Annotated in this window: 19 protein-coding genes; 7 read left to right on the forward strand and 12 right to left on the reverse strand. The window is 67.0% G+C overall.

Annotated features, from left to right (window positions below):
- The first annotated feature begins 226 nt into the window (after nucleotides 1–226).
- A complete protein-coding gene (gene rng / locus L540_RS02235) occupies nucleotides 227–1,690 on the forward strand; it encodes a ribonuclease G (protein WP_032964397.1) in 1,464 nt (487 codons plus the stop codon).
- A gap of 15 nt (nucleotides 1,691–1,705) precedes the next feature.
- Here rng and L540_RS22055 read toward each other — a convergent pair whose 3' ends face one another.
- The 3 genes from L540_RS22055 to msbA form a co-directional block, all read right to left on the reverse strand.
- Nucleotides 1,706–1,837, reverse strand: a complete 132-nt coding sequence (locus tag L540_RS22055; RefSeq protein WP_257784712.1) for a hypothetical protein — start codon at nucleotides 1,835–1,837, stop codon at nucleotides 1,706–1,708.
- Between the two features lie 183 nt (nucleotides 1,838–2,020).
- Nucleotides 2,021–4,771 carry an autotransporter family protein gene (locus tag L540_RS02240; protein WP_043213024.1) on the reverse strand — a complete coding sequence of 917 codons (2,751 nt, stop codon included), beginning with the start codon at nucleotides 4,769–4,771 and terminating at the stop codon, nucleotides 2,021–2,023.
- 343 nt (nucleotides 4,772–5,114) lie between these two features.
- Nucleotides 5,115–6,890 carry a lipid A export permease/ATP-binding protein MsbA gene (gene msbA, locus L540_RS02245; RefSeq protein WP_109842447.1) on the reverse strand — a complete coding sequence of 592 codons (1,776 nt, stop codon included), beginning with the start codon at nucleotides 6,888–6,890 and terminating at the stop codon, nucleotides 5,115–5,117.
- Nucleotides 6,891–6,984: 94 nt separating this feature from the next.
- On the opposite strand from msbA, the gene L540_RS02250 reads away from it, so the two are divergent.
- From L540_RS02250 to L540_RS02260, 3 genes are read left to right on the forward strand one after another with little or no spacing between them, the layout of a single operon-like run.
- Nucleotides 6,985–7,941, forward strand: a complete 957-nt coding sequence (locus L540_RS02250) for a glycosyltransferase family 9 protein (protein WP_109842448.1) — start codon at nucleotides 6,985–6,987, stop codon at nucleotides 7,939–7,941.
- Nucleotides 7,942–7,953: 12 nt separating this feature from the next.
- On the forward strand, nucleotides 7,954–8,718 hold the full coding sequence (locus tag L540_RS02255; protein ID WP_043213017.1) for a YdcF family protein: 765 nt from the start codon (nucleotides 7,954–7,956) through the stop codon (nucleotides 8,716–8,718).
- 13 nt (nucleotides 8,719–8,731) lie between these two features.
- Nucleotides 8,732–8,989: a zinc/iron-chelating domain-containing protein gene (locus tag L540_RS02260; protein ID WP_043213013.1), complete on the forward strand. Its 258-nt coding sequence runs from the start codon at nucleotides 8,732–8,734 to the stop codon at nucleotides 8,987–8,989.
- Here L540_RS02260 and L540_RS02265 read toward each other — a convergent pair.
- From L540_RS02265 to dnaE, 7 genes are read right to left on the reverse strand one after another with little or no spacing between them, the layout of a single operon-like run.
- Nucleotides 8,986–10,149 (reverse strand): glycosyltransferase family 4 protein, encoded by a 1,164-nt coding sequence (locus L540_RS02265; RefSeq protein WP_043213011.1) that lies wholly within the window; start codon nucleotides 10,147–10,149, stop codon nucleotides 8,986–8,988. The genes L540_RS02260 and L540_RS02265 overlap by 4 nt on opposite strands.
- Nucleotides 10,124–10,852, reverse strand: coding sequence for a polysaccharide deacetylase family protein (locus tag L540_RS02270; RefSeq protein ID WP_109842449.1), 729 nt, complete (start codon nucleotides 10,850–10,852; stop codon nucleotides 10,124–10,126). Before L540_RS02270 ends, L540_RS02265 begins: the two co-directional genes overlap by 26 nt.
- Before the next feature lie 48 nt (nucleotides 10,853–10,900).
- Nucleotides 10,901–12,016, reverse strand: a complete 1,116-nt coding sequence (locus tag L540_RS02275) for a glycosyltransferase family 4 protein (RefSeq protein ID WP_043213009.1) — start codon at nucleotides 12,014–12,016, stop codon at nucleotides 10,901–10,903.
- Nucleotides 12,013–12,771, reverse strand: a complete 759-nt coding sequence (locus tag L540_RS02280; RefSeq protein WP_043213008.1) for a glycosyltransferase family 2 protein — start codon at nucleotides 12,769–12,771, stop codon at nucleotides 12,013–12,015. Before L540_RS02280 ends, L540_RS02275 begins: the two co-directional genes overlap by 4 nt.
- The gene (locus L540_RS02285; protein ID WP_043213005.1) at nucleotides 12,768–13,619 is read right to left on the reverse strand and encodes a polysaccharide deacetylase family protein; all 852 of its coding nucleotides are present in this window, start codon (nucleotides 13,617–13,619) and stop codon (nucleotides 12,768–12,770) included. Before L540_RS02285 ends, L540_RS02280 begins: the two co-directional genes overlap by 4 nt.
- Complete coding sequence (locus tag L540_RS02290) at nucleotides 13,616–14,716, reverse strand: glycosyltransferase family 4 protein (RefSeq protein WP_043213002.1); 1,101 nt, start codon at nucleotides 14,714–14,716, stop codon at nucleotides 13,616–13,618. Before L540_RS02290 ends, L540_RS02285 begins: the two co-directional genes overlap by 4 nt.
- Complete coding sequence (gene dnaE / locus L540_RS02295) at nucleotides 14,716–18,207, reverse strand: DNA polymerase III subunit alpha (RefSeq protein WP_043213000.1); 3,492 nt, start codon at nucleotides 18,205–18,207, stop codon at nucleotides 14,716–14,718. Before dnaE ends, L540_RS02290 begins: the two co-directional genes overlap by 1 nt.
- A 138-nt stretch (nucleotides 18,208–18,345) precedes the next feature.
- Here dnaE and lpxO point away from each other — a divergent pair, with 138 nt between their 5' ends.
- Nucleotides 18,346–19,245, forward strand: coding sequence for a lipid A hydroxylase LpxO (gene lpxO, locus L540_RS02300; RefSeq protein WP_043212997.1), 900 nt, complete (start codon nucleotides 18,346–18,348; stop codon nucleotides 19,243–19,245).
- 19 nt (nucleotides 19,246–19,264) lie between these two features.
- On the opposite strand, the gene hrpA is transcribed toward lpxO, so the two are convergent.
- Nucleotides 19,265–23,155, reverse strand: a complete 3,891-nt coding sequence (gene hrpA, locus L540_RS02305) for an ATP-dependent RNA helicase HrpA (RefSeq protein ID WP_043212994.1) — start codon at nucleotides 23,153–23,155, stop codon at nucleotides 19,265–19,267.
- A 186-nt stretch (nucleotides 23,156–23,341) separates the two neighbouring features.
- Here hrpA and argA point away from each other — a divergent pair, with 186 nt between their 5' ends.
- A complete protein-coding gene (gene argA, locus L540_RS02310) occupies nucleotides 23,342–24,697 on the forward strand; it encodes an amino-acid N-acetyltransferase (protein ID WP_043212992.1) in 1,356 nt (451 codons plus the stop codon).
- 101 nt (nucleotides 24,698–24,798) lie between these two features.
- Nucleotides 24,799–25,071 (forward strand): oxidative damage protection protein, encoded by a 273-nt coding sequence (locus L540_RS02315; protein WP_029577326.1) that lies wholly within the window; start codon nucleotides 24,799–24,801, stop codon nucleotides 25,069–25,071.
- Between the two features lie 84 nt (nucleotides 25,072–25,155).
- Here the strand turns inward: L540_RS02315 and phoU are convergent, their stop codons facing one another.
- Entirely contained in the window at nucleotides 25,156–25,905 is a 750-nt protein-coding gene (phoU, locus tag L540_RS02320; protein ID WP_043212990.1) for a phosphate signaling complex protein PhoU, read from the reverse strand.
- Nucleotides 25,906–26,035 lie beyond the last annotated feature (130 nt).

Here is a 26,035-nt window from a genome sequence, read left to right on the forward strand (position 1 = left end):
CTACCGCGCCGCGTCTGCGTTGCTGTCTGTGTTGCGAGGGGGCGAACTATAGCACAGTTTTTTTGCGTGTGTCGTAAGCGGGGGCGAAAGCCGCGCATTTTCTTCTTGGGGCGGCCCGCCATGCTGGCGCTGGCCCGCGGATATCCCCTGCGCGGCAGGGGCGAACGCCAGCGCCAGCCCGACTTACGATACCCTAGCGCATCACTATATATAGACACGGACAACAATGACTGAAGACATTCTGATCAACGTCACGCCTTTCGAGACCCGTGTTGCCATCGTCGCCCAGGGCGCGGTGCAGGAGTTGCACGTCGAGCGCAGCATCCAGCGCGGCCACGTCGGCAATATCTATCTGGGCCGGGTGGTCCGGGTGCTGCCGGGGATGCAGAGTGCCTTTATCGATATCGGGCTGGAGCGCGCGGCCTTCATCCATATCGCCGACCTGAGGGAAAACCGCCAGGAGCGCAGCCAGGGGCTCACCCCCACCCCCATAGAGAAACTGCTGTTCGAGGGCCAGACCTTGATGGTCCAGGTCATCAAGGATCCGCTGGGCACCAAGGGCGCCCGGCTGTCGACCCAGATCAGCATCGCCGGGCGCATGCTGGTCTATCTTCCGCACGACCCGCATATCGGCATCTCCCAGAAAATTGATTCCGAGAGCGAACGCACGCAGTTGCGCGAGCGCCTGCAGGCGCTGGTGCCGGCCGAGGAAAAAGGCGGCTTTATTGTCCGCACCCAGGCCGAAGGCGCCACCGACGAAGAGCTGACGGCCGACCTGGAGTATCTGCGCAAGCTCTGGAGCAGCGTGCAGGCCGCCGCCCGCAGCCAGCCCGCGCCCACGGTGCTGCACCAGGACCTGACACTGGCGCAACGGGTGTTGCGCGATATGGTGGGCCCCTATACAGGCGTCATCCAGGTGGATTCCCGCAGCACCACGGCGGCGCTGCAGGAGTGGGCCAAGATCTACACCCCCTCCGTGATGCCCCGCATCCGCCATTACAGCGGCGAGCGTCCCCTCTTTGACACGGCCAGCGTGGATGAGGAGATCGCGCGCGCGCTGTCGCGCCGCGTGGACCTGAAATCCGGCGGCTATCTGATCGTGGACCAGACCGAGGCGCTGACCACGGTGGACGTCAATACGGGCGGATTCGTGGGCGGGCGCAATTTCGACGACACCATCTTCAAGACCAATCTGGAAGCGGCCCAGGCCATCGCCCGCCAGCTGCGCCTGCGCAACCTGGGCGGCATCGTCATCCTCGATTTCATTGACATGGAGGACAGCGAACACCGCGACACCGTCCTGGGCGAGCTGAAGAAGGCCCTGTCACGCGACCGCACGCGCATGACGGTCAATGGATTTACGCAATTGGGGCTGGTCGAAATGACCCGCAAGCGCACGCGGGACTCCCTGGCGCATCAGCTCTGTGAGCCCTGCCCCATGTGCCAGGCGCGCGGCAATGTCCGCACGGCGCGCACCGTCTGCTATGAAATCCTGCGCGAAATCCTGCGCGAGGCCCGGCAGTTCAACCCTAAGGAGTTTCGCGTCCTGGCCTCGCAAAGCGTGGTGGATTTGTTCCTGGAGGAAGAGAGCCAGCATCTGGCCATGCTGGGCGACTTCGTGGGCAAGCCGATTTCGCTGGAAGTGGAAGGCGCCTACTCTCAGGAGCAATACGACATCATCCTGATCTGATCCGCCCGGCCGGCGCTAGCGTTCGCAGGTCCAGACGACGCTGTCTGTCCAGGACCCGCCGGCATCCAGGCAAAGGTCGATGGCATATTGCCGCGCCAGCCAGATGCCGGCCGCCACGCCCAGGATGAACACCAGCAGAATAAGCAAGCCCCGAATCCACTTGCCCCAGCCGCAGCGCGCCTGTCCCATTGTGCTTATCTCCCTGACAAATGGCGCTATTGTGCGGACACAAGGCGGGCGGATGCCGGCAGGCGGACCACTCTCGGACCAAGCTGGTCCCAGGGCATGAAAAAGCCGCCCTTCCGGGCGGCTTGTGCTGCGAGCCACGGGCTACCAGGTGTACTTCACCCCGGCCCGGGCGACGTACTGGTGGTAGTCCTGCGAGCCCCAGCTGCCGCCCACATTGGCCCAGCCGGTCCAACCCTTGGTGAAGTTGGCGTGCAGGCCCAGCTTGAGTTCGTAGCGGTCCTTGGGATAGAGCTCATCGACCCGCGTGCCATCGAACTTCACGGCGCCGTCCGTGCCCACATGCCACCAGTTCAGCGTGGCAAAGGGCTGCAGCTGCCGGCCATTGCCCAGGTCAAAGGTCCGGTAGGCGCGCACGCCCAGGCGCGTGATGGCGCCATCGGAGGTCCCGCCCGAGATCTTGGTCCCGGCTGGATCCGTGACATCATCGGTCTTGACGCTGGCGTAGATCACCTGCGCCTGCGGCTCCACCACCCAGCTGGCCGGCAGGCCAAAGGCGTAGCCCGCCTCGGCCGAGGCCGCCCAGCCATGCGAGTCATAGCTGGTCGATCCCAGGTCCTCGCCATCGACATGGTTGTTGAACCAGCCATATTGCAGCCAGGTATCCACATAGGCGCCCAGCTTGCTCTCGTTGTTCTGGAACCAGGTGCCGTACAGGCCCAGCCCATAGCCATCGGCCTTGCCATGGACATGGGCGGCGTTGCCCTCGGCGCTGGCCCGGCTGCGCGAGTTGGCATAGGTCATCATGCCACCGAGGTGCAAGCGGTCCGCCTCGGAGAACAAACTCCATTGCGCCACGTCGCCGCCGCCCTGGATCTGGAAGGTGTCGGAACTGACATCGAGCTGCCGGTCGTTGCTCTTGCTCCCCTCCCAGCGACCCGTCATCCGCAGCCACAGCGCCCCGCGCCGCGCTCCTTCGCGCGCATCGTCCGTGCTCTCGATGAATTGCGGCTCGCCCAGACGGTCATGCAGACTGTGCACAAACATCTGGCTCGCAAACCCCTGGTTGGCCAGATAGGCGCCCACCTCGGGACGGAAGAGCGGACGGCCCCCCTCGCCCTGGGTGCGCAGATACCAGTCGTCGCCCGCGCCCTGCTGATCACCCCGGTACAGCCGGTACTCATACGGGCCGCCCACCACCCGGCCATCGAGCGCGAACGCCCCGGCCGCCGTCGTGCCGCCGTTTTGCACCTGCACCACACGGATGCCATTGCCCGAGGTGTTGGCCCCCGGCCCGCCGCTATTGACCACTTGCAGCCGCGTCTGGCCGCTGGCCGTGCCCCCATCAATGACGATCCGGTCGGTCGGCGAATCGCTGCCCCCCAGATAGGTGTTCAGCCCGATGACGCCATTGCTGCCCGACAAGGACTGGACCGTCAGCGTCTTGTGAGCGCCGGCCGCCGGCGGCGAAAAACGCGCCGCGCTGTCGTTCAAGGCCAGTTGGGTCAGCGTCGAGTCGCCCGTGATCTGCCAGCTCGAGCCATTGTTCAGCGTCACATTGGACGTGCTGCCCGCTTGCAGCAGGGCCTGGCCCGCGAACTGCGACTGGCTGGCCACCAGGTTGAGCGTGCCTGCCGTGCCGGCGTCGTCCGGTCCCACGCGAAAAGCCACGCCCGAAGCATTGGTCAGCGAGACGCCCGTCAGATTGACCTGGGCCGTGCCGCCCTCGATCACGATGCCGTCGCCCGAGCTGGCCAGCGTGCCTCCCGTCACCGTGAACGAGGAAGCCGTGTCGGCCGCCGCGGCCAGGGAAAGAATGGCCGCCACCTGCCCCGCGCCGCTGACCTGAAGCTGGCTGTTGTTGCTCAGCACGATATCGCCGCCATCGAAGGTCGACAAGCCAAAGGCGTCGGCGTCGCCTGCGATCGACAGCTGGCTGGCGCCCAGAAAGCGCACCGCGCCGCCATCGAAAACGACCAGGCCATAGGCCGTGCCGCTGCCGCTGACGCTGGCATTGACCGCGCCATTGGCGACAATCTCGCCGCCCCCTTGCGCGCCGGCGACCGTGCCATTGTTACCCTGCATCGATATCGTGCCTGTCATGCCCGCCAGATCGACACGCGAGCCGGCTCCGCCGGCATACGCCATCATCGCTTCCTTGGCCACGATCGCGATATCGCTCTGGCCACTTACCGTCAGGGTGCCGCCGCCCCACGATGACAGCGCATATTGCTGGTTGCCAAAGCCGCCAGCCCGCCCATCCATGCGTATCACCACGCGCTCGGCGCTCATGGTGCCGCCCTTATGGGTCACCAGGCCCCAGCCCTGGAAGCCATCGCTATAGGTGTTGACTGTCGTCAGCCCGGTCAGGCCGATGGAGGAGTTCGTATAGGCATACACCCCATACGGTTCATCGGAGGTGGCATTGACCGTCAGATTGTCGGCGGTAATGGATGGCCGCACGCCGCTTGCGCTGGCAACTTCGGCGAACAGACCGGTTGCGCCGATAATGCCCGACGCTGCGCCATAGCTCTCGACATTGATAATCGAACCCGAGCCCAGGTCGATGACGCCGCCGTTCTGGGCGGTAATGGCGCCCAGACCGCCTGCGGTCAGATTGGTGGCCGTAATACCGCCGCCGCCCGTCACCAAAATGGTGCGGCTATTCGTGCCGACCATGCCGTTGGCCTGGAAGACCGGCGTTGTATAGCCGCTGGCGGTATATGAAGTGCCGGAAGGAACTGTCGTCGCGGGCCAATCGCCGTTCACCGTGGCGGCGGCCGCCGGCACCGCGGCGCGAGGCGGCAGCGGCACGACAAACTGGGCTTGGGCACAGAAAGAAAAACTGGCGGCGGAAAATACCAGGACCTGCCGGGACACGCGGAGTCTCACCATTATTGGCTCCTGAGCAATATGGGAACAACGACATACGGGTCATGCGGGCCGGAGCCCCAAAGCGGCAAGCGCCGTGAATACGGCGCCATCATCGCAAAAATGCGAGTATTTAGTACAACTTATCGAAGAAAATACTGCGCCACAACATATTCCAGATAATCTGGTCTATTTTGTGGTTTAAATCCAAATAAGCGCCACCGCCGAGGCCGCGCAAAAAAAAGCGCCGCCCACGCGGGCGACGCCGGAATTTCCGCCAGGACCTGCCGGGCGGCCTCTCTCTGCAAGGAGGGCCAGTGTATCGGGCCTGGCTGCAACCAGGCATGAAGCTGTGTAAGCGTAAAGCTCAGTCTTCGCGGAACTGCATGTTGTACAGCGTGGCGTACAGGCCGCCGGCGGCCAGGAGCTCGGCATGCGGCCCCTGCTCGACGATGCGCCCGGCGTCCAGCACGATGATGCGGTCGGCATTCTGGACGGTGGACAGGCGGTGGGCGATCACCAGCGTGGTGCGGCCGCGCATCAGGCGCTCCAGCGAGCTTTGCACCTGGCGCTCGGATTCGTTATCCAGCGCCGAGGTCGCTTCATCCAGGATGAGGATGGGCGCGTTCTTGATGAGCGCGCGCGCGATGGCCAGGCGCTGGCGCTGGCCGCCCGACAGGCGGGCGGCATTTTCACCCACGGGCGTGTGCATGCCCTTGGGCAGGCCGTCGACGAACTCCAGCAGATTGGCCGCGGCCAGGGCGTCGCGCACGCGCTGGTCGTCGGCCTTGCCGAGCGCGCCATAGCCCACGTTGGCGGCAATGGTGTCGTCGAACAGCACGACATCCTGGCTGACCAGCGACAGGTGCGAGCGCAGGCTGCGCAGCTGGACCTCGTTGATGGGCACATCATCGACCAGGATGCTGCCCTCGGTGGGCAACACAAAGCGCGGCAGCATGTTGACCAGCGTGGTCTTGCCGCTGCCCGAGCGGCCGACCAGGGCCACGGTCTGGCCCGGCTCGACCGTGAAGGAAACTCCGGCGACGGTGTCGCGCTCGGCATCGGGGAAGCGGTGGCCGACCTGGCGGAATTCGATCTTGCCTCGCACCGGCTCGGGCAGCTGGCGCTGGCCGTCGTCCACCTCGGGCAACTGGTCGACGAGGGTGAAGACGCTCTCGGCCGACACCAGCATCTTCTGCATCTTGCTGGCCAGGTTGGTCAGCCGCTTGATGGGGTCGAAGATCTGGGCCAGGGCGCTCATGAAAGCGGCGAACGCGCCCGCCGTCAGCGCGCCGGCATTGGCCTGCCCCAGGGCCACGGCGATCACGGCGGCCACGGCCACGGCGATGCAGACCTGGGTCAAGGGCGTCAGGGCGGCGTCGGCCACGGCGGTGCGCATCGCAAAGCGGCGCAGCCGCGCATTGACGTAGGCAAAGCGGCCGCGCTCGGCTTCATAGCCGTCAAAGAGCTTGATGACGCGCTGGCCGTCTATGCCTTCGCTCACCACGCGGGTGAGCTCGGCGTTCATGTTGACGGTTTCGCGGTTGATGCGGCGCAGGCGGCGGGCGAAAGAGCGCGCGATCCAGACCGAGACCGGCATCACCACCAGGATGATGACCGTCAGCAGCCATGACATATACAGCAGCACGCAGATCAGCGAAATCACCACCAGGGTTTCGCGCACCAGCACGGTGATGACGTCCGTGGCATATCCGGTCACGTTGCCGGCGTCGATGGTGAAACGATTGAGCAGCCGCCCGGTGTCGCCGCGCTTGAAATCGGCATCCGGCAGCCCGAGCAGGCGCTCGAACATATCGCGCCGTATGCCCAGCAGCACATTATTGGCCACCCAGGCGAGCAGATAATCGCTGAAGAAATTGCACACGCCGCGGATAAAGATCAGCCCCACCACCGCCAGCGGCACGGACCAGATATATTGCGGTTTGTCGCCCGCGAAGCCGCCGTCGATCAGCGGTTTCATGATGACGGCGAGTGTCGGCTGCGTGGCCGCGGCGCCCGCCATCAGCAGGACGGCCAGCAGCAGCCCCTTCCAGTAGGAGCCGACCCGGCTATAGATGCGCTGCCACAGCACGGCTTTGACCGGTTCGTTGCCGGCTGTTGCGTCACGTACGCCAGAAGTCAAGGGTGCACTCGCTTTAATACAATCATGCCGGGATTGTACCCGCCGCCACCGGCTCCCTTGAATGAAATACGCCCGCCAGGGCCATCGAGTCTCCATGTCCGCACTATCCACCCTCTACGTCCGCGTGCCCAACTGGGTGGGCGATGTCTGCATGAGCCTGCCCAGCCTGCGCCTGCTGCAGGCCAGCGGCCTGCCCCTGGTCATCTGCGCCCGCCCCTGGGCCCGGGACCTGCTCGACGGCCTGCCCAAGGCGGATTTCCTGCCCATGACGGGCAAATGGCGCAGCGACCGCGCCACGGTGGCCCGCCATCGCCAGGGACAGGCTCGCGGCCTGCTGCTGCCGGATTCGCTGTCCAGCGCGGCGGTTTTCCGCCTGGCCGGGGTGCCCAGCGCCGGCTACCGCGACGATGGACGCAGCCTCCTGCTGCGCTGGCCGATCAACAAGCCGGCCCAGGCCATGCACGCTGTGCAGTCCTGGTACTACCTGACCCGCCAGGCTCTGAAAGCCTGGGGCCTACCCGAAGGCGCGGCCGAGCCCGGCCCCTCGCTGGACCTGCCGCTGACCGAGCGCCACCGCAATGAATGCGAGGCGGCGCTGGCCCAGGCCGGCCTGGGCCAGCGCCCTTTTGTGCTGATCGCGCCCACGGCGACCGGCCTGCACAAGGGCAAGGTCAAGGTCTGGCCGCAATTCGACGCCCTGACCCGCGCCTTGCAGGCCCGGGGCCATACCGTGGTAATGTGCCCACCTGCGCCGGAAGTCGAGGAAGCCCGCCGCAATGCCCCGACAGCGTCCCTGCTGCCGCCCCTGGGCCTGGGCGCCTTCGCCTGCCTGACCGCTCGCGCGTCCCTGGTGATATGCAATGATTCGGGCGTCTCGCACGTCGCCGCGGCCGCCGGCGCGCGCGAACTGACCCTCTTCGGCGTCACCCGCCGCGAACGGACCGGCCCCTGGTCCCCGCGCGCGGTCTGCCTGGGCGCCGAGGGCGCCTGGCCCAGCCTGGCCGAGGTCGAGGACGCGGCGCAGGCGCAATTGCAGGGCCGCCCCGAGTAGCAATGTTTGGATATGACGATCAATAGTTACCTGACCAACCTCATCATTCCGCTGAACCTCTGCGTCACCCTGGTGGTGCTGGGCCTGGTGCTGGGCCTGTTGCGCTGGCGCAAGACCGCCGGCGCGCTGATTGCCGCCGGCCTGATCTGGGTCTTCGCCTGGTCCCTGCCGGCCACCTCGCTGTGGCTGGGCGGGTCGCTGGAAAAGCGCTATCCCCATCTGGCGCCGCAGACCGCCCCGACGGCCGACGCCATCGTCGTGCTGGGCGGCAACACCGCCAACGGGCGGGCCAATTGGTTCCTGCCTTACGAAAAAGAAACGGCGGTGGTGCGCGTGGACGTCGCCACCGACCTCTATCTGGCCGGCCGCGCGCCCAGGGTGGTGCTCTCGGGCGGCGCCCTGGAAGGCAATGTGAGCGAAGCGCAAGGCATGGCGCACCGCATGCGCCAGCGCGGCGTGCCGGATTCGGCCCTGGTGCTGGAGAACGCCAGCCGCAACACCTATGAAAACGCCGCCCTGACCGAGGATACGCTGCGCGCCAACCATATCGACAAGGTGCTGCTGGTGACCTCGGCGCTGCACATGCCCCGGGCCATGGCCGCCTTCTCCAAGCAGGGCGTGGAAGTCATTGCCGCGCCGGCGCCGCCGCAGATCGTGCTGCCGGCGGGCGGCGAGGTCTCCCCGTGGCTGCCCGATACCCGCACCCTGGACGCCAGCCGCTCCATCATCAAGGAATACGCGGGCCTGCTGGTGTACTGGCTGCGCGGCTGGGTCTAGGCGGGCCGGGACCATGGAATGCCGTCCGGGCTGCGCCGCCTGCTGCATCGCGCCGTCGATTTCCAGCCCCATCCCCGGCATGCCCGGGGGCAAGCCGGCGGGGGTGCCCTGCGTCCAGCTCGATGAGGCGCTGCGCTGCCGGATCTTCGGCCGCCCGGAACGGCCGCAAGTCTGCGGGTCGCTGCCGCCCAGCGCGGAGATGTGCGGCGACAGCCGTGAACAGGCGCTGCGCTGGCTGGGCCGCGTCGAACGGCTGACGTCGCCCGGCTAGGAAGCGCTCCCGGCGCTCTCGCCGGCCAGGATGCCGGCGTACAGGGCTTCGTAACGGGCCGCCACGGCCTCCCAGCTCTGCTGCCTGGCCAGGGCCCTTCCGCCCTCGATGAGGCGGGCGCGCAGGCCGGCGTCATCGCCCAGGGCCTGGATGGCCCGGGCCAGGCCCGCGCCGTCGCGCGGGTCGTCCAGGATGAGCGCATCCGCGCCGTCCTTGAGATAGCGCGCAAAACCGCAATAGGCGGGCGGGCTGATCACCACCGGCAGGCTGTGCGCCATGGCTTCCAGGGGCGCCATGCCGAAGCTGTCGTTAAGCGTGGGATGCACGTAGATATCGGCCGCCTCGTAGTAGCGGTCGACCTGGGGCGTGGGCGGCACCAGGCAGGTCCGCGCCGCCATGCCGCTGGCCTCGACCGCCTGGCGCGCAGGCGCATCGGCCCCCACGACCAGCAGGCGATAGTCGTCCGGCAAGGCCGCCAGCGCCTGGAGCAAGGCCGGCAGCCCCTTGCGCAAGGGGTTGCGCGCCACCAGCAGGCAGACCATATGGCGCCCGGCCAGTCCCAGTTCGCCGCGGGTGGCCTGGCGCCGCGCGCCATCGACCGGCCCGGCGGCGTGCACGCCCGGCAATATCGTGCTGACGGGCAGCTGCGGGCCATAGGCCTGATGCAGTTGTTCGACGATGAGCTGGGAGACCGCCACCACGCGCCGGCCGGGCGCTTGCGCCACGCGCGCGCGCTCCAGCCACAGATAGGTGGCCAGACGCGGGCTGAGCCAGGCTGCCAGGCGCCGGAGGGGGCCCGCGCCGTGCAGGCGGTTGTAGCGCACCGGCGTGACGTGCATGACCTGCACCTGCCCGGCCCAGCCGTTCATGTGGGAATGGACGATGTCAAAGCGCCCGCCGCGCGTCAGCCGCCAGGCGCGCCAGGCAAAATACAGGACGCGCATCCAGCTGGGCAGGCGCGGGCTGGCGCCCACGGGCAGATAGGCCAGCCGCAGATCGCTGTCGTAGTCGCGCGCCACCACGGTGATGTCATGGCGCGCCGACAGCACGCGCATGAGTTCGACGCCATAGGCTTCGGCGCCGCCAAAGCCCTTGCCGAAGCGGTCCACCAGCAGCGCGATGCGCAGGCGCCGATCAACGGCGGCGGCGGCGCTCTTCATAGCGGGTCAGGGTCTTGAGCAGAAAACTCAGCAGGTGCGTCGAACGCGATACGGTCACCCGCGGCAGACCGAAGGGATCATCGGCGGCGCTGGCCAGGCCGCGCACCGTCAGCGTGGCGTTGTCATAACCCGCCTCGCGCGCCATGGCCATATGTTCGGGGCCATGGTCGCCATAGGGATAGCAGAACGCCGTCACCGGGGCGCCCAGCGCCTGTTCCAGTTCGTCCTTGGATTGGCGGATCTGGCGGCGGGCCTCGTCGGCCGGCAGCCGCGGCAGATGGACGTGGTCCAGCGTGTGGGAGCCGACTTCATTGCCGGCCTCATGCCACTGGCGCATCTCGGCCGCGCTCATCAGGCCCGAATAGGGAATGCCCTTCTCGGCATCCCAGACATTGCTGCCGTCCAATTGGCGGGCGACAAAGTAATTCGTGCCGGTGAAGCCCAGCTCGGCCAGCACGGGCGCGGCGTTCTCGAGCACATTGCGGTAGCCATCGTCGAACGTCACCCCAAAGACCTTGCCGGTCTTCTCGCCGCGCAGATAGGGCATGAGGTCGCGCATCGACAGACCGCGATAGCCCAGGCGGTGCATCCACGTCATCTGGCTGCGGAAGCGGGCCGGATGCACCGTGAGGCCGCGATACGGCGTGCCGCTGGGCGCGGGGATGCCGATCTGGTGGTACATGAGGATGGGGATGGAATTCATGGCCGGAATTATAGAGCGGCCGCCCTGGCCCCGGGCAAGCCGGCCGCGTCAGCGCGCGGCCAGGGCCTGGGTGTAGACATCCAGGGTGGCCTGGGCGAAATCGTGCAGGTTGAACTCGCGCACGGCTTTCTCGCGGGCCGCCAGCCCCATGCGGCGCAGCGTTTCCGGGTCGGCCAGCATGCCGCGCAGGACGGCCGCGATGGCCGCCACGTCCCGGGCCGGAACGACCCAGCCATCCTGGCCCGGCGTGATGTTCTCGGGCAGGCCGCCGGCGTCGCTGGCCAGCACCGGACGCCCGATGGCCATCATTTCGCGGCAGGCGAAGGACAGCGCCTCGCGGTAGGACAGGACAAAGCCGACGTGGCAGGAAGCCAGCGCCGCCCGGACATCGTCCAGCAGACCGGGAAAGACCATCTGGTCCTGCATGCCCGCATCGCGCACCCGGGCCAGCTTGGCCTCGTTGGGCGGATCGCCCGCCACCAGGATGCGCACGCGGGCGCGCAACTCGGGCGGCAGGCTGCCGGCCGCGTCGACCAGGTCCAGCCAGCCTTTGTCGAAATCCGTGCCGCCGGCGCTGCCAAGCAGGAGCTTGCCCTGCCAGTCGGCGCCAAAGAACAGCGCGCGCAGCTTGTCCTGGCTCTCGGGCGCGGGCGGCGCGTAGAAATGCGTGTCGATGCCGTGGCGGATGGTGGTGATGGGCAGCTTGCCATAGGGCGAGGCCTGGACCAGGCCGCGCACATAATCGCTCACGGCGATGACGTGGTCGGTCGCCAGCCGGGCGCGCAAGACATTGCCCAGGCTGCCCAGCGGATGATCGTTATGCTTGGTGAAGATAATGCGCGGGCGGCGCCGCATGCCCAGGGTCGCCAGCATCACCAGCTTGTGGTCGGCGCTGCCATTGCAATGGATGACGTCGAATTTTTCCTGGGTGATCAGGCGCTTGAGGCGCTGGCGCCCGGCAAACCAGGATGACAGCCGGGTGGTGAAATCCATGGGCGCCACGCGCACCCGGCCGATGGCCTGCGCGTAGCGCAGGAGCCGGCTGGCCGGGGGGCTGGCCACGACGATATCGTGGTCCGCGGCCAGCGCGCGGGCCAGATTGATGATGTAGGTGACGTGCCCGCCGCCGTTGCGGGGATGGAAATTGGTATAGAGGATTTTCACTTCGGCGGCTCGGGCTCGGATTTCAGCATCAGCTTGGCATAACGGAAAAAGCTGCCGGCCGCCGCGGTCACGGCCAGCACCAGCCCGTGGCGGCCGTCGAGAAAGCCGCGCCGGATGAGATAGATGCGCACAAAGGTCCAGAAGCTGTGACCCAGGGCGGTGAACACATTGGCCCGCCTGCCCTTGGCGTGCATCATCGCGGCCGCGTCGGAAGAATAGCGGTTGATCTTGGTGATCAGGGCGTCGAAATCGGGATAGGGATAGTGCAGCAGGTGCGGGCCCAGGCGGGCGCTGCGCCCGCTGTCGGGCACGACGCGCTCGTGCACGGCCGCATCCGTGAAGCGCGCGGCGCCGCGCTTCCAGAGGCGCAGCACGTAGTCGGGCCACCAGCCGCTGTGGCGGATGAAGCGGCCGCAGAACCAGGACAGGCGGGGCATTTCCCAGGCGTCGGCGCGCGGGTCTTCCATGGCGCCGCGTATGGCCTGGGCCAGCTCGGGCGTGACGCGCTCATCGGCATCGATGGACAGCACCCAGTCGCCGGTGGCCAGGTCCAGGGCGCGGTTTTTCTGCGGACCGAAACCCGGCCAGTCCGGCGTGACCTCCACGCGGGCGCCGAAATCGCGCGCCAGGGCCACGGTGTTGTCGGTACTGCCGGAGTCCACGACGATGAACTCGTCGGCAAAGGCGACGGACTCCAGGCAGCCCAGGATGTTGGCGGCCTCGTTCTTGGTGATAATGATGACCGATAGCGTCATGCCCGCCTCCTGAGCCGCTTCTTGAAACCTTTCCAGGCGTGATACAGCGGCCCGACCAGCGGATCGCGCGACTGCCAGATGCGCCGGTTGAGCCAGCCGCCGGCGCGGTTGCGCACGGCGAAGCGATAGATGTGCGCCGGATCCGAGCCGGGGCGGTTCTGGCCCAGCGGATCGGTGGTGTAAAGGTGCCGGAAGCCCGCCTCGCGCGCGGCCTGGACATAATCGGCGTCGAAATAGCCCTGGGGCCAGCAGAGATGATCGCTCACGCCGCCCAGCTGCCCGATGAGCGCGGCTCGGGAATCGGCGAGCTCCTGGGCGATATGGCGCCGCTTGGCCGCCGCATCGGCGCCGCAGACCTTGTCCCAGCGCGTGTGCGTATGGGTATGCGAGTGGAACTCGAACGTGCCGGCCTCGATCATGGCCCGGACCTCGCTCCAGCGCAGCATGACTTCGTCGGCCCGGCCCTCGGCGACCAGGCGCTTGGACGTTTCGTGGTCCACATCGGCCGGCAAGGGCAGGCCCTGGCCGGCGCAGGGCCGCGCCGGCCCGTCGCCGATCAGGCTGGTAATCAGGAAGATCACCGCGCGCATCCCATGGCGCTGCAAAATGGGATGGGCGTGCACCCAGTTGTTCAGATAGCCGTCGTCGAAGGTGATCAGCACCGATTTCTCGGGCGCCGGGGCGCCGGCCAGATAGGCGGCGAACTCGGCGGCCGACAGGGACTGGTAGCCGGCGCGGGCCAGGGCGGCGATCTGGGCTTCGAAGACTTGCGGCGTGGCGGCGATCATGCCGCCGGCCGGCGTGATGTGGTGATACATCAGCACCGGGACATTGGGTGCGTTTTTCATTGTCTGCGTTCCGTCAGCCACTTGCGATAGATGGCTTCGGTGTTTTCGGCCAGGCGCTCGGGCGAGAACACGCCTTCTTCGCGGATCATGCGCCAGCCGGCCTGTCCCATGCGCCGGCGCAGGCCGGGGTCGTCGATCAGGCGGCGCAAGGCCTCGGTCAGGGCCGCGCCGTCCTTGGGCGGCACGAGGATGCCGGTGACGCCGTCGCGCATCATTTCGGATACCCCGCCCACATTGGTCCCGACGACCGGCAGGCCGCTGGCCTCGGCCTCGACATAGACCGTGCCGGAGGCCTCCTGCTGCGTCGCCAGGGCAAAAATGTCGAAACCCGCCAGCAGATTGGGGACATCGCGCCGCGTGCCCATCAGGTGCACGCGCGATTGCAGCCCGCGCTCGGCGATATAGGCCTGGGTCTGCTCGAAGACGGGCGAGCCGCCGCCGACAAAGACCAGGTGCAGCTTGTCGTTGCCAGCCAGCAGCGGCGCCATGGCATCGATCAGGTCTTTATGGCCCTTGCTGGCCCGCATCACGGCCACGCAGCCGACGATCAGGTCGTCGTCGGCCAGGCCCAGCTCGCCGCGCAGCGTCGAGTGCTCGACGGGCGGCGGCAGGACGATGGGCGAATACAGCGTGGCGATATGGTCTTGCGGCACCCCGCGGGCGATCAGGCCGTCGCGCACATGGTCGCTGACCGTGGTCACGCGATGCGGCAGGCCGGTATAGCTCCAGAGCGATCCCACTTTGTTGGACAGATGGCGCGTGCGCACGATGAGCGGCGTGCCGGCCAGGCGGCCGGCCGCGGCGGCGATCACGGTATCGCGGCGGCTGTGGGTGTTGAGCACGTCGTAGCGACCCCGCTTGAGCAGGCCGCGCAGGGCCAGCACCCCCTTGAGGTAGTTGAGCGGGCCATCCATATAAAGCGTATGCACGGTGAAGCCGGCGTCCCGCAGGCGCTCGCCCAGCTGCGCATCGGGCTGGACAATGGCCTCCATGTGGTGGCCGCGCTCGCGCATGGCCTGCATCTCCTTGAAGATGCGGCCCTCCTGGCCGCCGAAGCTGGTGGCGGCCTCGGAGTGGACAATACGCAGCGGCTGCATCAGTAGCTGACCTCCACGCCTTCGGGTTTGGCCCAGAGCGCGAGGTTCTCGAGCAGGGTGTCGGCCATGCGCACGCGCCACTCCTCGCCCAGCCGCACGGTGCACAGGAAGTTGTCCTTGCGGTAGATGACGTCCACGGGCACGCCGGGCACGCCGTTTTCGGGCTCGGCCCGGAAGGGGTTGAGCAGCTGCCGCAGGCGGGCGGCATCGGCCTGGCCGTTCAGGGTGATGCGCAGGGCGCGCGCGCGCGCTTCGCGCGCCAATTGCAGGTCAAAGAGGTTTTCGGCCACGATGCGCATGCCGCCCGAATACTCGTCGTTGCTGACCTTGCCCTGCACGATGAGCAGCTGGTCTTCCTTCAGGCGGTTGCGGTGCTTCTCGAAGAGTTCGTTGAACACCGAGATCTCGACCTGGGCCGTGCCGTCATCGAGCACGGCAAACACCATTTTGCCGCGCCGGGTCATCATGACGCGCACGCTGGCCAGCACGCCGCACATCCATTGCAGGTCGCGCTGCGGCTCGATGCGCGCCAGCGGCATGGGCACGATGCGGCGGACCTCGTCGCGCCAGGCGTCAAAGAGATGGCCGCTGAAGTAATACCCCAGGGCGGCTTTTTCTTCGGTCAGGCGCGTGTGCAGATTCCAGGGCGCGACCTTGGCGAGCTCGCCGGCCACCACGTCGCCGCTGTCGTCGCCGAACAGCGAAGCCTGGTTGGCGCTGCGCGCGGCCTGCTCGGCGGCCTCCATGGCGGTGCCCACCGAGGCCAGCATGGCGGCGCGGTTGGCTTCGATGGTGTCGAAGGCGCCGGCGCGGATCAGGGCCTCGATGGTGCGGCGGTTGACCGCATGCTTGCTGACGCGGCGGCAGAAATCGAAGAGGTTGGCGAAGGGGCCGCCCTCTTCGCGGGCGCGCAGGATTTCCTCGACGGCGCCCTGCCCCGTGCCCTTGACCGCCCCCAGGCCGTAGCGCATGGTGCGCGGCGGCTTGCCGCGGGCGGTGTGGGCATCCTCGACGGGCGCGAAGCGGTAGCCCGAGGCATTGACGTCGGGCGGCAGGACCTCCACGCCATTGTCCTGCGCATCGCGGCAGAAAATCTGCACCTTGTCGGTGTCGTCCATATCGGAGGACAAGGTGGCGGCCAGGAACTCGGCCGGGTGGTAGGCCTTCAGCCAGGCGGTCTGGTAGGCGATGAGGGCATAGGCGGCCGAGTGCGACTTGTTAAAGCCATAACCGGCGAATTTTTCCATCAGGTCGAACAGCTTGACCGCCAGGTCCGGATCGTGGCCTTTTTCTTGCGCGCCCTTCTGGAAGAGCTCGCGGTGCTTGGCCATCTCCTCGGGCTTCTTCTTGCCCATGGCGCGGCGCAGCAGGTCGGCGCCGCCCAGCGAATAGCCCCCGATGATCTGCGAGATCAGCATCACCTGTTCTTGGTAGACGATGACCCCGTAAGTGCTCTTGAGCGTGCCTTCCAGGTCGGGATGGAAGTAGTCGACCGCGGCGCGGCCGTGCTTGCGGTTGACGAAGTCGTCCACCATGCCGGATTCGAGCGGGCCCGGACGATACAGGGCCAGCATGGCGATGATGTCTTCGAAGGTATTGGGCCGCAGCTTCTTGAGCAGCTCTTTCATGCCGCGCGATTCCAGCTGGAACACGGCGGTGGTGTTGGCGTCGCACAGCACCTTGTAGGCGGCCGGGTCGTCCAGCGACAGCGCCATGATGTCGAAATCGCGCTTGTCGGCGTTGAACTGGCGCACATAGCGCACCGCCCAGTCCAGGATGGTCAGGTTGCGCAGGCCGAGGAAGTCGAACTTCACCAAGCCGGCGGCTTCGACGTCATCCTTGTCGAACTGCGAGACCGCGCTGTTTTCCTGGCCGGGCTGGCAATACAGCGGGCAGAAGTCGGTCAGCTTGCCGGGCGCGATGAGCACGCCGCCGGCGTGCATGCCGATGTTGCGGGTCAGGCCCTCGAGCGGCCGGGCCAGGTCCACCAGCGCGCGGACTTCTTCTTCCTGTTCGTAGCGCTCCTTGAAGGCCGGTTCGTCCTTGAGGGTGCGCTCCAGCGTCCAGGGATCGGCCGGATTGAAGGGAATGAGCTTGGACAGGCCGTCGCAGAACATATAAGGCATGTCCAGCACCCGGCCGGCATCGCGCACCACGGCCTTGGCGCCCAGGGTGCCGAAGGTGGCGATCTGGCTGACGGCCGCGCGGCCGTATTTGGTCTTGACGTATTCGATGACCCGTTCGCGGTTGTCCTGGCAGAAATCGATATCGAAGTCGGGCATGGATACCCGCTCCGGATTCAGGAAGCGCTCGAACAGCAGGTCGTAGCGGATGGGGTCCAGGTCGGTGATGCCCAGCGCATAGGCCACCAGCGAACCGGCGCCCGAGCCCCGGCCCGGCCCGACGGGCACGCCGTTGTTCTTGCCCCAGTTGATGAAGTCCTGCACGATCAGGAAGTAGCCGGGAAAGCCCATCTGGATGATGGTCTTGCACTCCCAGCGCAGGCGTTTGTAATAGCTGTCGCGCTGCCGGTCGCGCTCGGCCGGGTCGGGATAGAGGAAGGCCAGGCGCTTCTCCAGGCCTTCTTCGGACAGCTGCACCAGGTAGTCGTCCAGCGTCACGCCGTCGGGCGTCGGGAAGATGGGCAGGCGCGGCTTGCCCAGCACCAGCGAGAGATTGCAGCGCTTGGCGATCTCCAGGGTGTTGGCGAGCGCCGAGGGCACGTCGGCGAAGCGCTTGTGCATCTCCTCCGAGCTTTGCAGGTATTGCTGGGACGTGAAACGCTTGACGCGGCGCGGATCGGCCAGGATCTCGCCCTCGGCGATGCACACGCGCGCCTCATGCGCCTGGAATTCTTCGCGGTCCAGGAATTGCACCGGATGGGTCGCCACCACGGGCAGCCCGGCCTCGGCGGCCAGCCGCATCGCGGCCTGGGTATAGGCTTCGTCGCCGTCCATGCCGGCGCGCTGCAGCTCGATATAGAAGGCGCCGGGAAACATCGCCCCCCATTGCCGCGCCAGCGCCAGGGCGCCCGCGGTATTGCCCGCCTCCAGCGCATGGCCGATGTCGCCGGCCCGGCCGCCCGACAGGACGATCAGGCCGTCCTGGCCTTGGAGCCATTCGCGCCGCAGTTCAGCCCGTCCCTTGTACTGGTTGACCAGGAAAGACTGCGACAGCAGCTCGCACAGATTGAGATAGCCCTGATGGTTGCGCACCAGGATGAGGGCGCGGAAGGGCTTGTCACGGTCCTCGTCGTTGCTCAGCCACACATCGCAGCCGGCGATGGGCTTGATCCCGGCGCCCCGGGCGCTTTTGTAGAACTTGATCAGGCCGAAAATATTCGACAGATCGGTCAGGGCGACCGCCGGCTGGCCGAGCTTGGCCACGCGCTTGATCAGGTCGGAAATGCGCACAATCCCGTCCACGACCGAAAACTCGGAGTGAACGCGCAGATGTACAAAAGGGGGCGGGTTTGTTACGGCTTCGGACATGGCACGATTGTACCTGGGCAAACCCATCCGGCGGCCCTGCCGGCGCCTGCTTTCCGGGCGATGGAGATTTGTCAAAACAGCCCGGGGCGGGATATGGGACAATCCTTCCCATCACTCCGTCAGGTAATCCGTCCCCAAATGAAATGGCTGCTTCCCGGCCTCTGGCTGGCTTCCATCCTGTTCGCGCATTTCCGTGGCCGCGTGCGTCTGCCGCTGTCGCGCCAGTTCCTGGATCATTCCGTCATCCTGGCGCCGGTCAATGCCTTCATGGTGCTGTGCTCGCGCGTGCCGACCACGCCCTATCTCACCAGCCGCGAGATCCCCGAACTCCAGGTGCTGGACGACAACTGGGAAATGATCCGCGACGAAGCCCTGAAGATGGCCGAGCTGCAGCGCATCCGGGCCGCCGAGAAGCACGACGACATCGGCTTCAATTCCTTCTTCAAGTATGGCTGGAAGCGCTTTTACCTGAAGTGGTATGACGCCCGCCATCCCTCGGCCGAAGAGCTCTGCCCCAAGACGGTGGCCCTGCTCAAGGGCCTGCCCAAGGTGAAGGCCGCCATGTTCGCCGAGCTGCCGCCGGGGGGCAAGCTCAACGCCCACCGCGACCCTTTCGCCGGCTCGCTGCGCTACCACCTGGGCCTGGCCACGCCCAACGATGACCGCTGCTACATCGTGGTCGACGGCGATTCCTACAGCTGGCGCGATGGCGAGAGCGTGGTGTTCGACGAGACCTATGTGCACGAGGCGCACAACAAGAGCGAAGCCAACCGCATCATCCTGTTCTGCGACGTCGAGCGCCCCCTCAAATGGGGCTGGGCCGAGGCTTTCAACCGCTGGTTCGGCCGCAAGGTCATGTCGGCGGCCAGTTCGCCCAATGACGCCGGCGACCAGACCGGCGCCATCAACAAGCTCACCCATGCGCACTGGAAGCTCGACCAGAAGCGCAAGCAGTTCAAGGCCTGGAACCGGACTGTCTACAAGGCGACCAAATGGGGCTTGATCGCCCTGCTCGTGCTGGCCTTCCTGGCCTGGTAGATCTCCCAGGAGCCCCGCCCTAGCGCCGCATGGATTCCCAGGTTTTCATGAGGCGCTTGACCGACACCGGCATGGGCGTGCGCAGCTCCTGGGCAAAAAGCGCCACGCGCAACTCTTCAAGCAGCCAGCGGAATTCATCCAGGCGCGGGTCGGGCGCGCCCTTGAGCGCCGAACGCGCGCGCTGGTATTGCGTCAGAAGCGGCGCCATCTCGGCGACCAGGCGCGCATCGCGGGCCGGATCGGCGCGCAGTTTGTCGATGCGGGCGACGGCGGCCTTCAGGTAGCGCGGGTAGTGCGCCAGCTGGGCATAGGGGATGTCGCGCACGAACCACTTGGGCATGAGCGCGCCGATCTGCTGCTGCAGGTCGGCATAGGCGGCCGCATGCGGCTTGGCCTGGGGCAGCTTGCGCTGCAGGGCCGCATACTCGGTCAGGATGGCCATGGACAAGCGCGCCACCTCCTGGGCCAGCAAGCCTAGCCGGCCCTTGCCATCCTGGCGCCGGGCCTCGAACTGCTGCTCATTGACCGGCCAGGGCTCGCCCAGGCAGGCCTGGGCGAGCGCGCAATCGATGATCTGGTCCCTGAGCTCGTCCTGCGTGCCGAGCGTCATGTAGAACATGCTCATCTTGGTGAGGTCGGTCAGGTTTTTTTCGAGAAACTTGACCTGCTCGCGCAGACCGATGCGGAACAGGCGCAGCAGGCCGGCCCGATGGTGGCGCCGCGCCTCCTCCGGATCGTCGAAGACATCCAGGTCGCAATGCCCGCCGCGGTCCACCAGGGCCGGGTAACCGATGACGGACTGGCCGCCGCGCCGGATTTCCATGATCTCCGGCAAGGGGCCGAAGGTCCAGGCGGTGAGGTTCTCGTGCGCCAGCGCCTGGGCCACCTCGCTGTCCCGCGCGGCCAGCTGCTGGAAGGTCGCCTGGGCCTGCTTGCCCAGGTCGGCCTTGAGCTGGGCCAGATTGCGGCCGGCGGCCAGCATGCGGCCATGCTCGTCCACCACCTTGAAGTTCATGAATAGGTGGGCCGGCAGGGTCTCGAGCTTGAAGTCGCTGGCAAGCGGACGCACCTGCACCTGTTTCCACATATCGTCGATCAGCGCATCGACCAGGCCCATGCCGGGATCGGCGGCGCGCTCGAACCAGCGGTCGTAGAAGCCGGCCGCGTAGTCGGGCAGCGGCACGCAATGGCGGCGCAGTTTTTGGGGCAGCGATTTCAGCAGCAGATGCACTTTTTCCTTGAGCATGCCGGGCACCAGCCATTCGCAGCGCTGGGCGTCGATCTGGTTCAAGGCGAACAGCGGCAGCGACAGCGTCACGCCGTCGCGCGGCGAGCCCGGCTCGAAATGGTAGTCCAGGGCCATGCTCACGCCCTGCCACTCGACCTTCTTGGGAAAGACCTCGGTGGTCACGCCGGCGGCCTCGTGCCGCATCAGCTCTTCGCGGGTGAGCATCAGCCGCGCGGCCGCCTCCTTGTCCAGACCGGCGACCCATTTTTCCAGGGTGGCGGTCTGCGACATGCCGGCCGGGATCTGGCGGTCATAGAAGGCGTAGATCAGCTCGTCGTCGACCAGGATGTCCGGACGGCGGGTCTGGTGCTCGAGCTTCTCGATGCCGGCGATGAGCTTGCGGTTGTGGGCCACGAAAGCCAGGCGCGTGTCGATCTCGCCCGGCACCAGGGCCTGGCGGATGAAAAGCTCGCGCGCATGCTCGGGGTTGATGCGGCCGTATTGCACGCGGCGGCCGCTGTAGATGGCCAGGCCGTAGAGCGTGGCGCGCTCATTGGCCACGACCTGCCCGGCTTTTTTCTCCCAGCGCGGATCGGACCAGTTGCGGCGCAGCAGGTGGGCGGCCACGCGCTCGATCCAGACCGGCTCGATGCGGGCCACGCAGCGCGCATAGAGCCGGGTGGTTTCGACCAGTTCGGCCGCCATGATCCAGCGACCGGCCTTCTTGGCCAGCCGGGAGCCGGGATGAATGTGGAAGCGGATGTCGCGCGCGCCCAGGTAGTTGCCGCCCTCTTCGCTCTTGAAGCCGATATTGCCCAGCAGGCCGGTCAGGAGCGCCAGGTGCAGCTGCTCATAGGTGGCGTCGGTCTGGTTCAGGCGCCAGCCCTGCTCGCCCACCAGCGCGGCCAGCTGGGTGTGCACGTCATGCCATTCGCGCAGGCGTATGGGCGAGAGGTAGTTCTGGCGCAGCAAGGCCACCAGCTTGCGCTGCGACGCCTTGTGCTGGACCTGCTCGCCGTACCAGCGCCAGAGCTTCAGGAAGGACAGGAACTCGGATTTGTCATCGGCGAACTTGGCGTGCGCCGCCTCGGAGGCTTCGCGCTCCTGCATGGGGCGGTCGCGCGGATCCTGCACCGACAGCGCGGCGGCGATGATGAGCATTTCGCTCAGGCACTGCTGCTCGCGCGCGGCCAGGATCATGCGTCCGATGCGCGGGTCGACCGGCAGGCGCGCCAGGTCCTGGCCGGTGCGCGTCAGGGTGAACAGACGCTTGCCGTCCTCGCCCTCGTCCTCGGACATCTCGATGGCGCCCAGTTCCTGCAGCAGGTGGTAGCCGTCGGCCACCGCGCGCCCGGGCGGCGCCTCCACGAAGGGGAATTGCTCGATATCGTCGAGCTTGAGCGCCTTCATGCGCAGGATGACCGAAGCCAGCGAGGAACGCAGCACTTCGGGGTCGGTGAATGGCGCGCGCGTATTGAAATCCGTCTCGTCATAGAGGCGGATGCACAGGCCCGGGCCGACGCGGCCGCAGCGGCCGGCGCGCTGGTTGGCCGAGGCGCGGCTGATGGGCTCGATGCGCAGCTGTTCGACCTTGTTGCGCCAGGAGTAGCGCTTGATGCGCGCCAGGCCGCTGTCGACCACGAAGCGTATGCCCGGCACGGTCAGCGAGGTCTCGGCCACATTGGTCGCCAGCACGACGCGGCGGCTGTTGCCGCGGGGGTGGAAGATCTGTTCCTGCTCGGCCTGCGACAGGCGCGCATACAGGGGCAGGATCTCGGTGCCCACGGGATGGCGCTTGCGCAAGGCTTCGGCCGACTCGCGGATCTCGCGCTCGCCCGGCAGGAAGACCAGCACATCGCCCGGGCCATGGCGGGCGCATTCGTCCACCGCGTCGACGATGGCGTCGACCAGGTCGCGCTCTTCGTCGCCGGCCAGGCGTTCGCGCCCGGGGCGGGCCGGCGCGCTGGCGGCTTCGTCGGTCTGCGGCGGCTGCACCGGGCGGTAACGGACCTCGACCGGATAGAGCCGGCCGGACACTTCGATGACGGGCGCGGGCCTGCCCTGCGCGTCGGCGAAGTGGCGGGCAAAGCGCTCGGCGTCGATCGTGGCCGAGGTGATGACCACCTTCAAGTCGGGGCGGCGCGGCAGCAGCTGCCGCAGATAACCCAGCAGGAAATCGATGTTCAGGCTGCGCTCGTGCGCCTCGTCGATGATGATGGTGTCATAGCGCTTGAGCAGCGGATCGCGCTGCGACTCGGCCAGCAGGATGCCGTCGGTCATCAGCTTGATGGCCGCATTGGGCCCGGTGCGGTCATTGAAACGCACCTGGTAGCCCACCACCTCGCCCATGGGCGTGTTGAGCTCTTCGGCGATGCGCTTGGCCACCGAGGTGGCCGCCAGCCGCCGGGGCTGGGTATGGCCGATCATGGCGCGGCGGCCGCGCCCCAGCTCCAGGCAGATCTTGGGCAGCTGGGTGGTCTTGCCCGAGCCGGTCTCGCCGCTGACGATGACCACCTGGTGGCCGGCGATGGCGCCGGCGATCTCCTGGCGCCGGGCGCTGACGGGCAGGTCTTCCGGGTAGGTGATGACGGGCAGGGGTCGTTCGGGGCGGTCGGCGCGTTCCGGGCGGTCGGGCCTGGGCGCGGGCCGGCGCGCGGCGGCCGGACGGGGCGTTTCTGGCATGTGTCGGGATCCTTTGAGCCGGCATTATAAATTTGCCGCGCGGGCCCGGGCGCGCGAACGGGTTTTTCGGCCGTCCCCCCTGCGCTCCCGGCCGGGCGCGGCCCTATAATTTCGGCAGCCGCCGCGGCGGCCTGCCACACCGCCACGCGGTGCGCCGATACCTTTACCTGACCGCATACCCCCATCATGCCCGACCTGGAAGCCGACACCGTCTCAGCCCTTGAAGCGCCCGAATTCGCCCCCGCGCAGTTCGTGCGATGGTTCCGAGAGGTGGCGCCTTATGTGCATGCCTTCCGAGGCAAGACCTTCGTGGTGGCTTTTGGCGGCGAGCTGGTGCAGGCCGGCGCGCTGAACACGCTGGTGCAGGACCTGTCGCTGCTGTCGGCGCTGGGCATCCACCTGGTGCTGGTCCATGGTTCGCGCCCGCAGGTCAATGAACAGCTGCGCCTGAAGGGCTACACCCAGCAATTCGGCCGCGGCATGGAGCCCACCGATGCCGCCGCGCTGGAGTGCGCCAAGGAGGCCGCCGGCGAAATCCGCCTGGACATCGAGGCCGCCTTCAGCCAGGGCCTGCCCAATACGCCCATGTCCAACTCGCATGTGCGCGTGATCTCGGGCAACTTCGTCACGGCCCGGCCGGCCGGTGTGCTCGAAGGCGTGGACTACAAACATACCGGCCATGTCCGCAAGATCGATGTCGACGCCCTGAAGTTCGCCATCGAAAGCGGCTCCATCGTGCTGCTCTCGCCGCTGGGCTTCTCGCCGACCGGCGAGGCGTTCAACCTCGCCATGGAAGACCTGGCCACCAGCGTGGCCGTGGCCCTGCGAGCCGAGAAACTCATCTTCCTGTCCAGCTCGTCCGGCGTGCTCAACGAAGACGGCTCGGTGGACACCGAACTGGCGCGCGTGGATGCCGATGCGCTGCTGGCCGCCGGCGAGCTGGACGAGGACACGGCTTTCTTCCTGCGCCATGCCTCGCTGGCGGTCAAGCGCGGCGTGGCGCGCGCCCATGTCGTGCCCTACAGCCTGGACGGCAGCGTGCTGCTGGAGATCTTCACCCATGACGGCGTGGGCACCATGGTCGTCGAGGACACCCTGGACGATCTGCGCCCGGCCACCCTGGACGATGTCGGCGCCATCCTGAGCCTGATCGAGCCGCTGGAGGCCGACGGCACCCTGGTGGCTCGCCCGCGCGGCGTGATCGAGCGCGACGTGGAGCATTTCACGGTGCTGGAGCACGACGGCGTCATCTATGGCTGCGCCGCGCTCTACCCCTATCCGGAAGACAGCATGGCCGAAATGGCCTGCCTGATCGTCCATCCGGAATGGCAGAGCTCGGGCGAAGGCGAGATCCTGCTGCGCCATATGGAGTCGCGCGCCCGCGCCCTGGGCCTGAAACGCCTGTTCGTGCTCACCACGCGGACCTCGCACTGGTTCATGAAGCGCGGCTTCGTGCAGGGCGGCATCGCCGACCTGCCGCTGGACAAGCAGCACCATTACAACCGCTCGCGCAACAGCCTCATCTTCATCAAGAAGCTCTGAGCCCTGCCGCATAGACCCTGCGTCACGCAGGGTCTATTGGCGCCGCATGCGCGGCCAAGGCCGTTAAAATGGGCTATTCGAAACTCATCGGCAGCAGAAAAATGGCCCGTACCGTCAACTGTGTGAAACTCAAGCGCGAGGCCGAAGGCCTGGACTTCCCGCCCTACCCCGGCGAACTGGGCGCGCGCATCTGGCGCGAAGTCTCCAAGGAAGCCTGGGAAGAATGGAAGCAAGTCCAGACCCGGCTGGTCAATGAAAACCGCCTGAACCTGGCCGACGCCCGCGCCCGCAAGTATCTGCAGCAGCAGATGGAACGCTTCCTGTTCGAGGACGGCACGGTCGAAGCCCAGGGCTACGTCCCGCCCTCGGCCTGATCGGCATCCCCGGCGCGGCCCGGCAAGCACCGCGCCCAAAAAAACCCGGCACATGGCCGGGCCTGCCGCGGCTGGCCTTGGGCTTCAGCCGGCTTCCTGCTCGTTTGCCGCGCCCGCCGGCTTGGCCTCGGCCTCTTCGCCGCGGGCCAGGCGTTCGGTGTTCTTCACGCCGGTGTGACGGACATCCGCGCCCTTGACCATATAGATCACGCGCTCGGCCATGTTCTTGGCGTGGTCGCCGATGCGCTCCAGCGCGCGGGCGATGAACACCATGTCGATGGCGCGCGAGATGGTGCGCGGATCCTCCATCATGTAGGTGATGAGGTTGCGCAGCGCGCCCTTCCATTCCTTGTCGACTTCCTTGTCGCTGCGCACGACCTGGGCGGCGAGAATGGGGTCCAGGCGGGCGAAAGCGTCCAGCGCCTGGCGCAGCATATTGCCGACATTGATGGCCATGTGGCGCAGCTCGATCAGCGGGATCTGGTGCTGCGCGTTGTCGTACATGCGGCGCACGGCCGTGGCGATCTTCTCGGCTTCGTCGCCCGAGCGCTCCATGTCGGTAAGCATCTTGGAGACGGCCAGCAGCGTGCGCAGGTCGATGGCGGTGGGCTGATGGCGGGCCAGGATCAGGCTGATACGCTCGTCGATCTCGACCTCGTGGCGATTGACTTCCTTCTCGCGCTCGCGGACCTTCTCGACCAGGGACATATCCCCGGCGGCCAACGCCTCGACCGCCTCGTGGATCATGGCCTCGACCACCCCGCCCATCTGCAGAAACTGCGAACGGACGGCGCCCAGGTCGGCGTCGAACTGTTTGTTGGTGTGCTCCGTCATCCGGACTCCCTGCGATAGTGGTCTCATGGCTATGCCCCCCTTTTTGGCGCTCGAATGACGCGGGGGACCTGCCGACCCGCAAGGTTATGACCTCAGTGTGACAGGATTATGAATGCCGCCCCCTGCCAGG

Origin of the sequence: Bordetella pseudohinzii (genome assembly GCF_000657795.2) — a bacterium.
Classification (GTDB): Bacteria; Pseudomonadota; Gammaproteobacteria; order Burkholderiales; family Burkholderiaceae_B; genus Bordetella; species Bordetella pseudohinzii.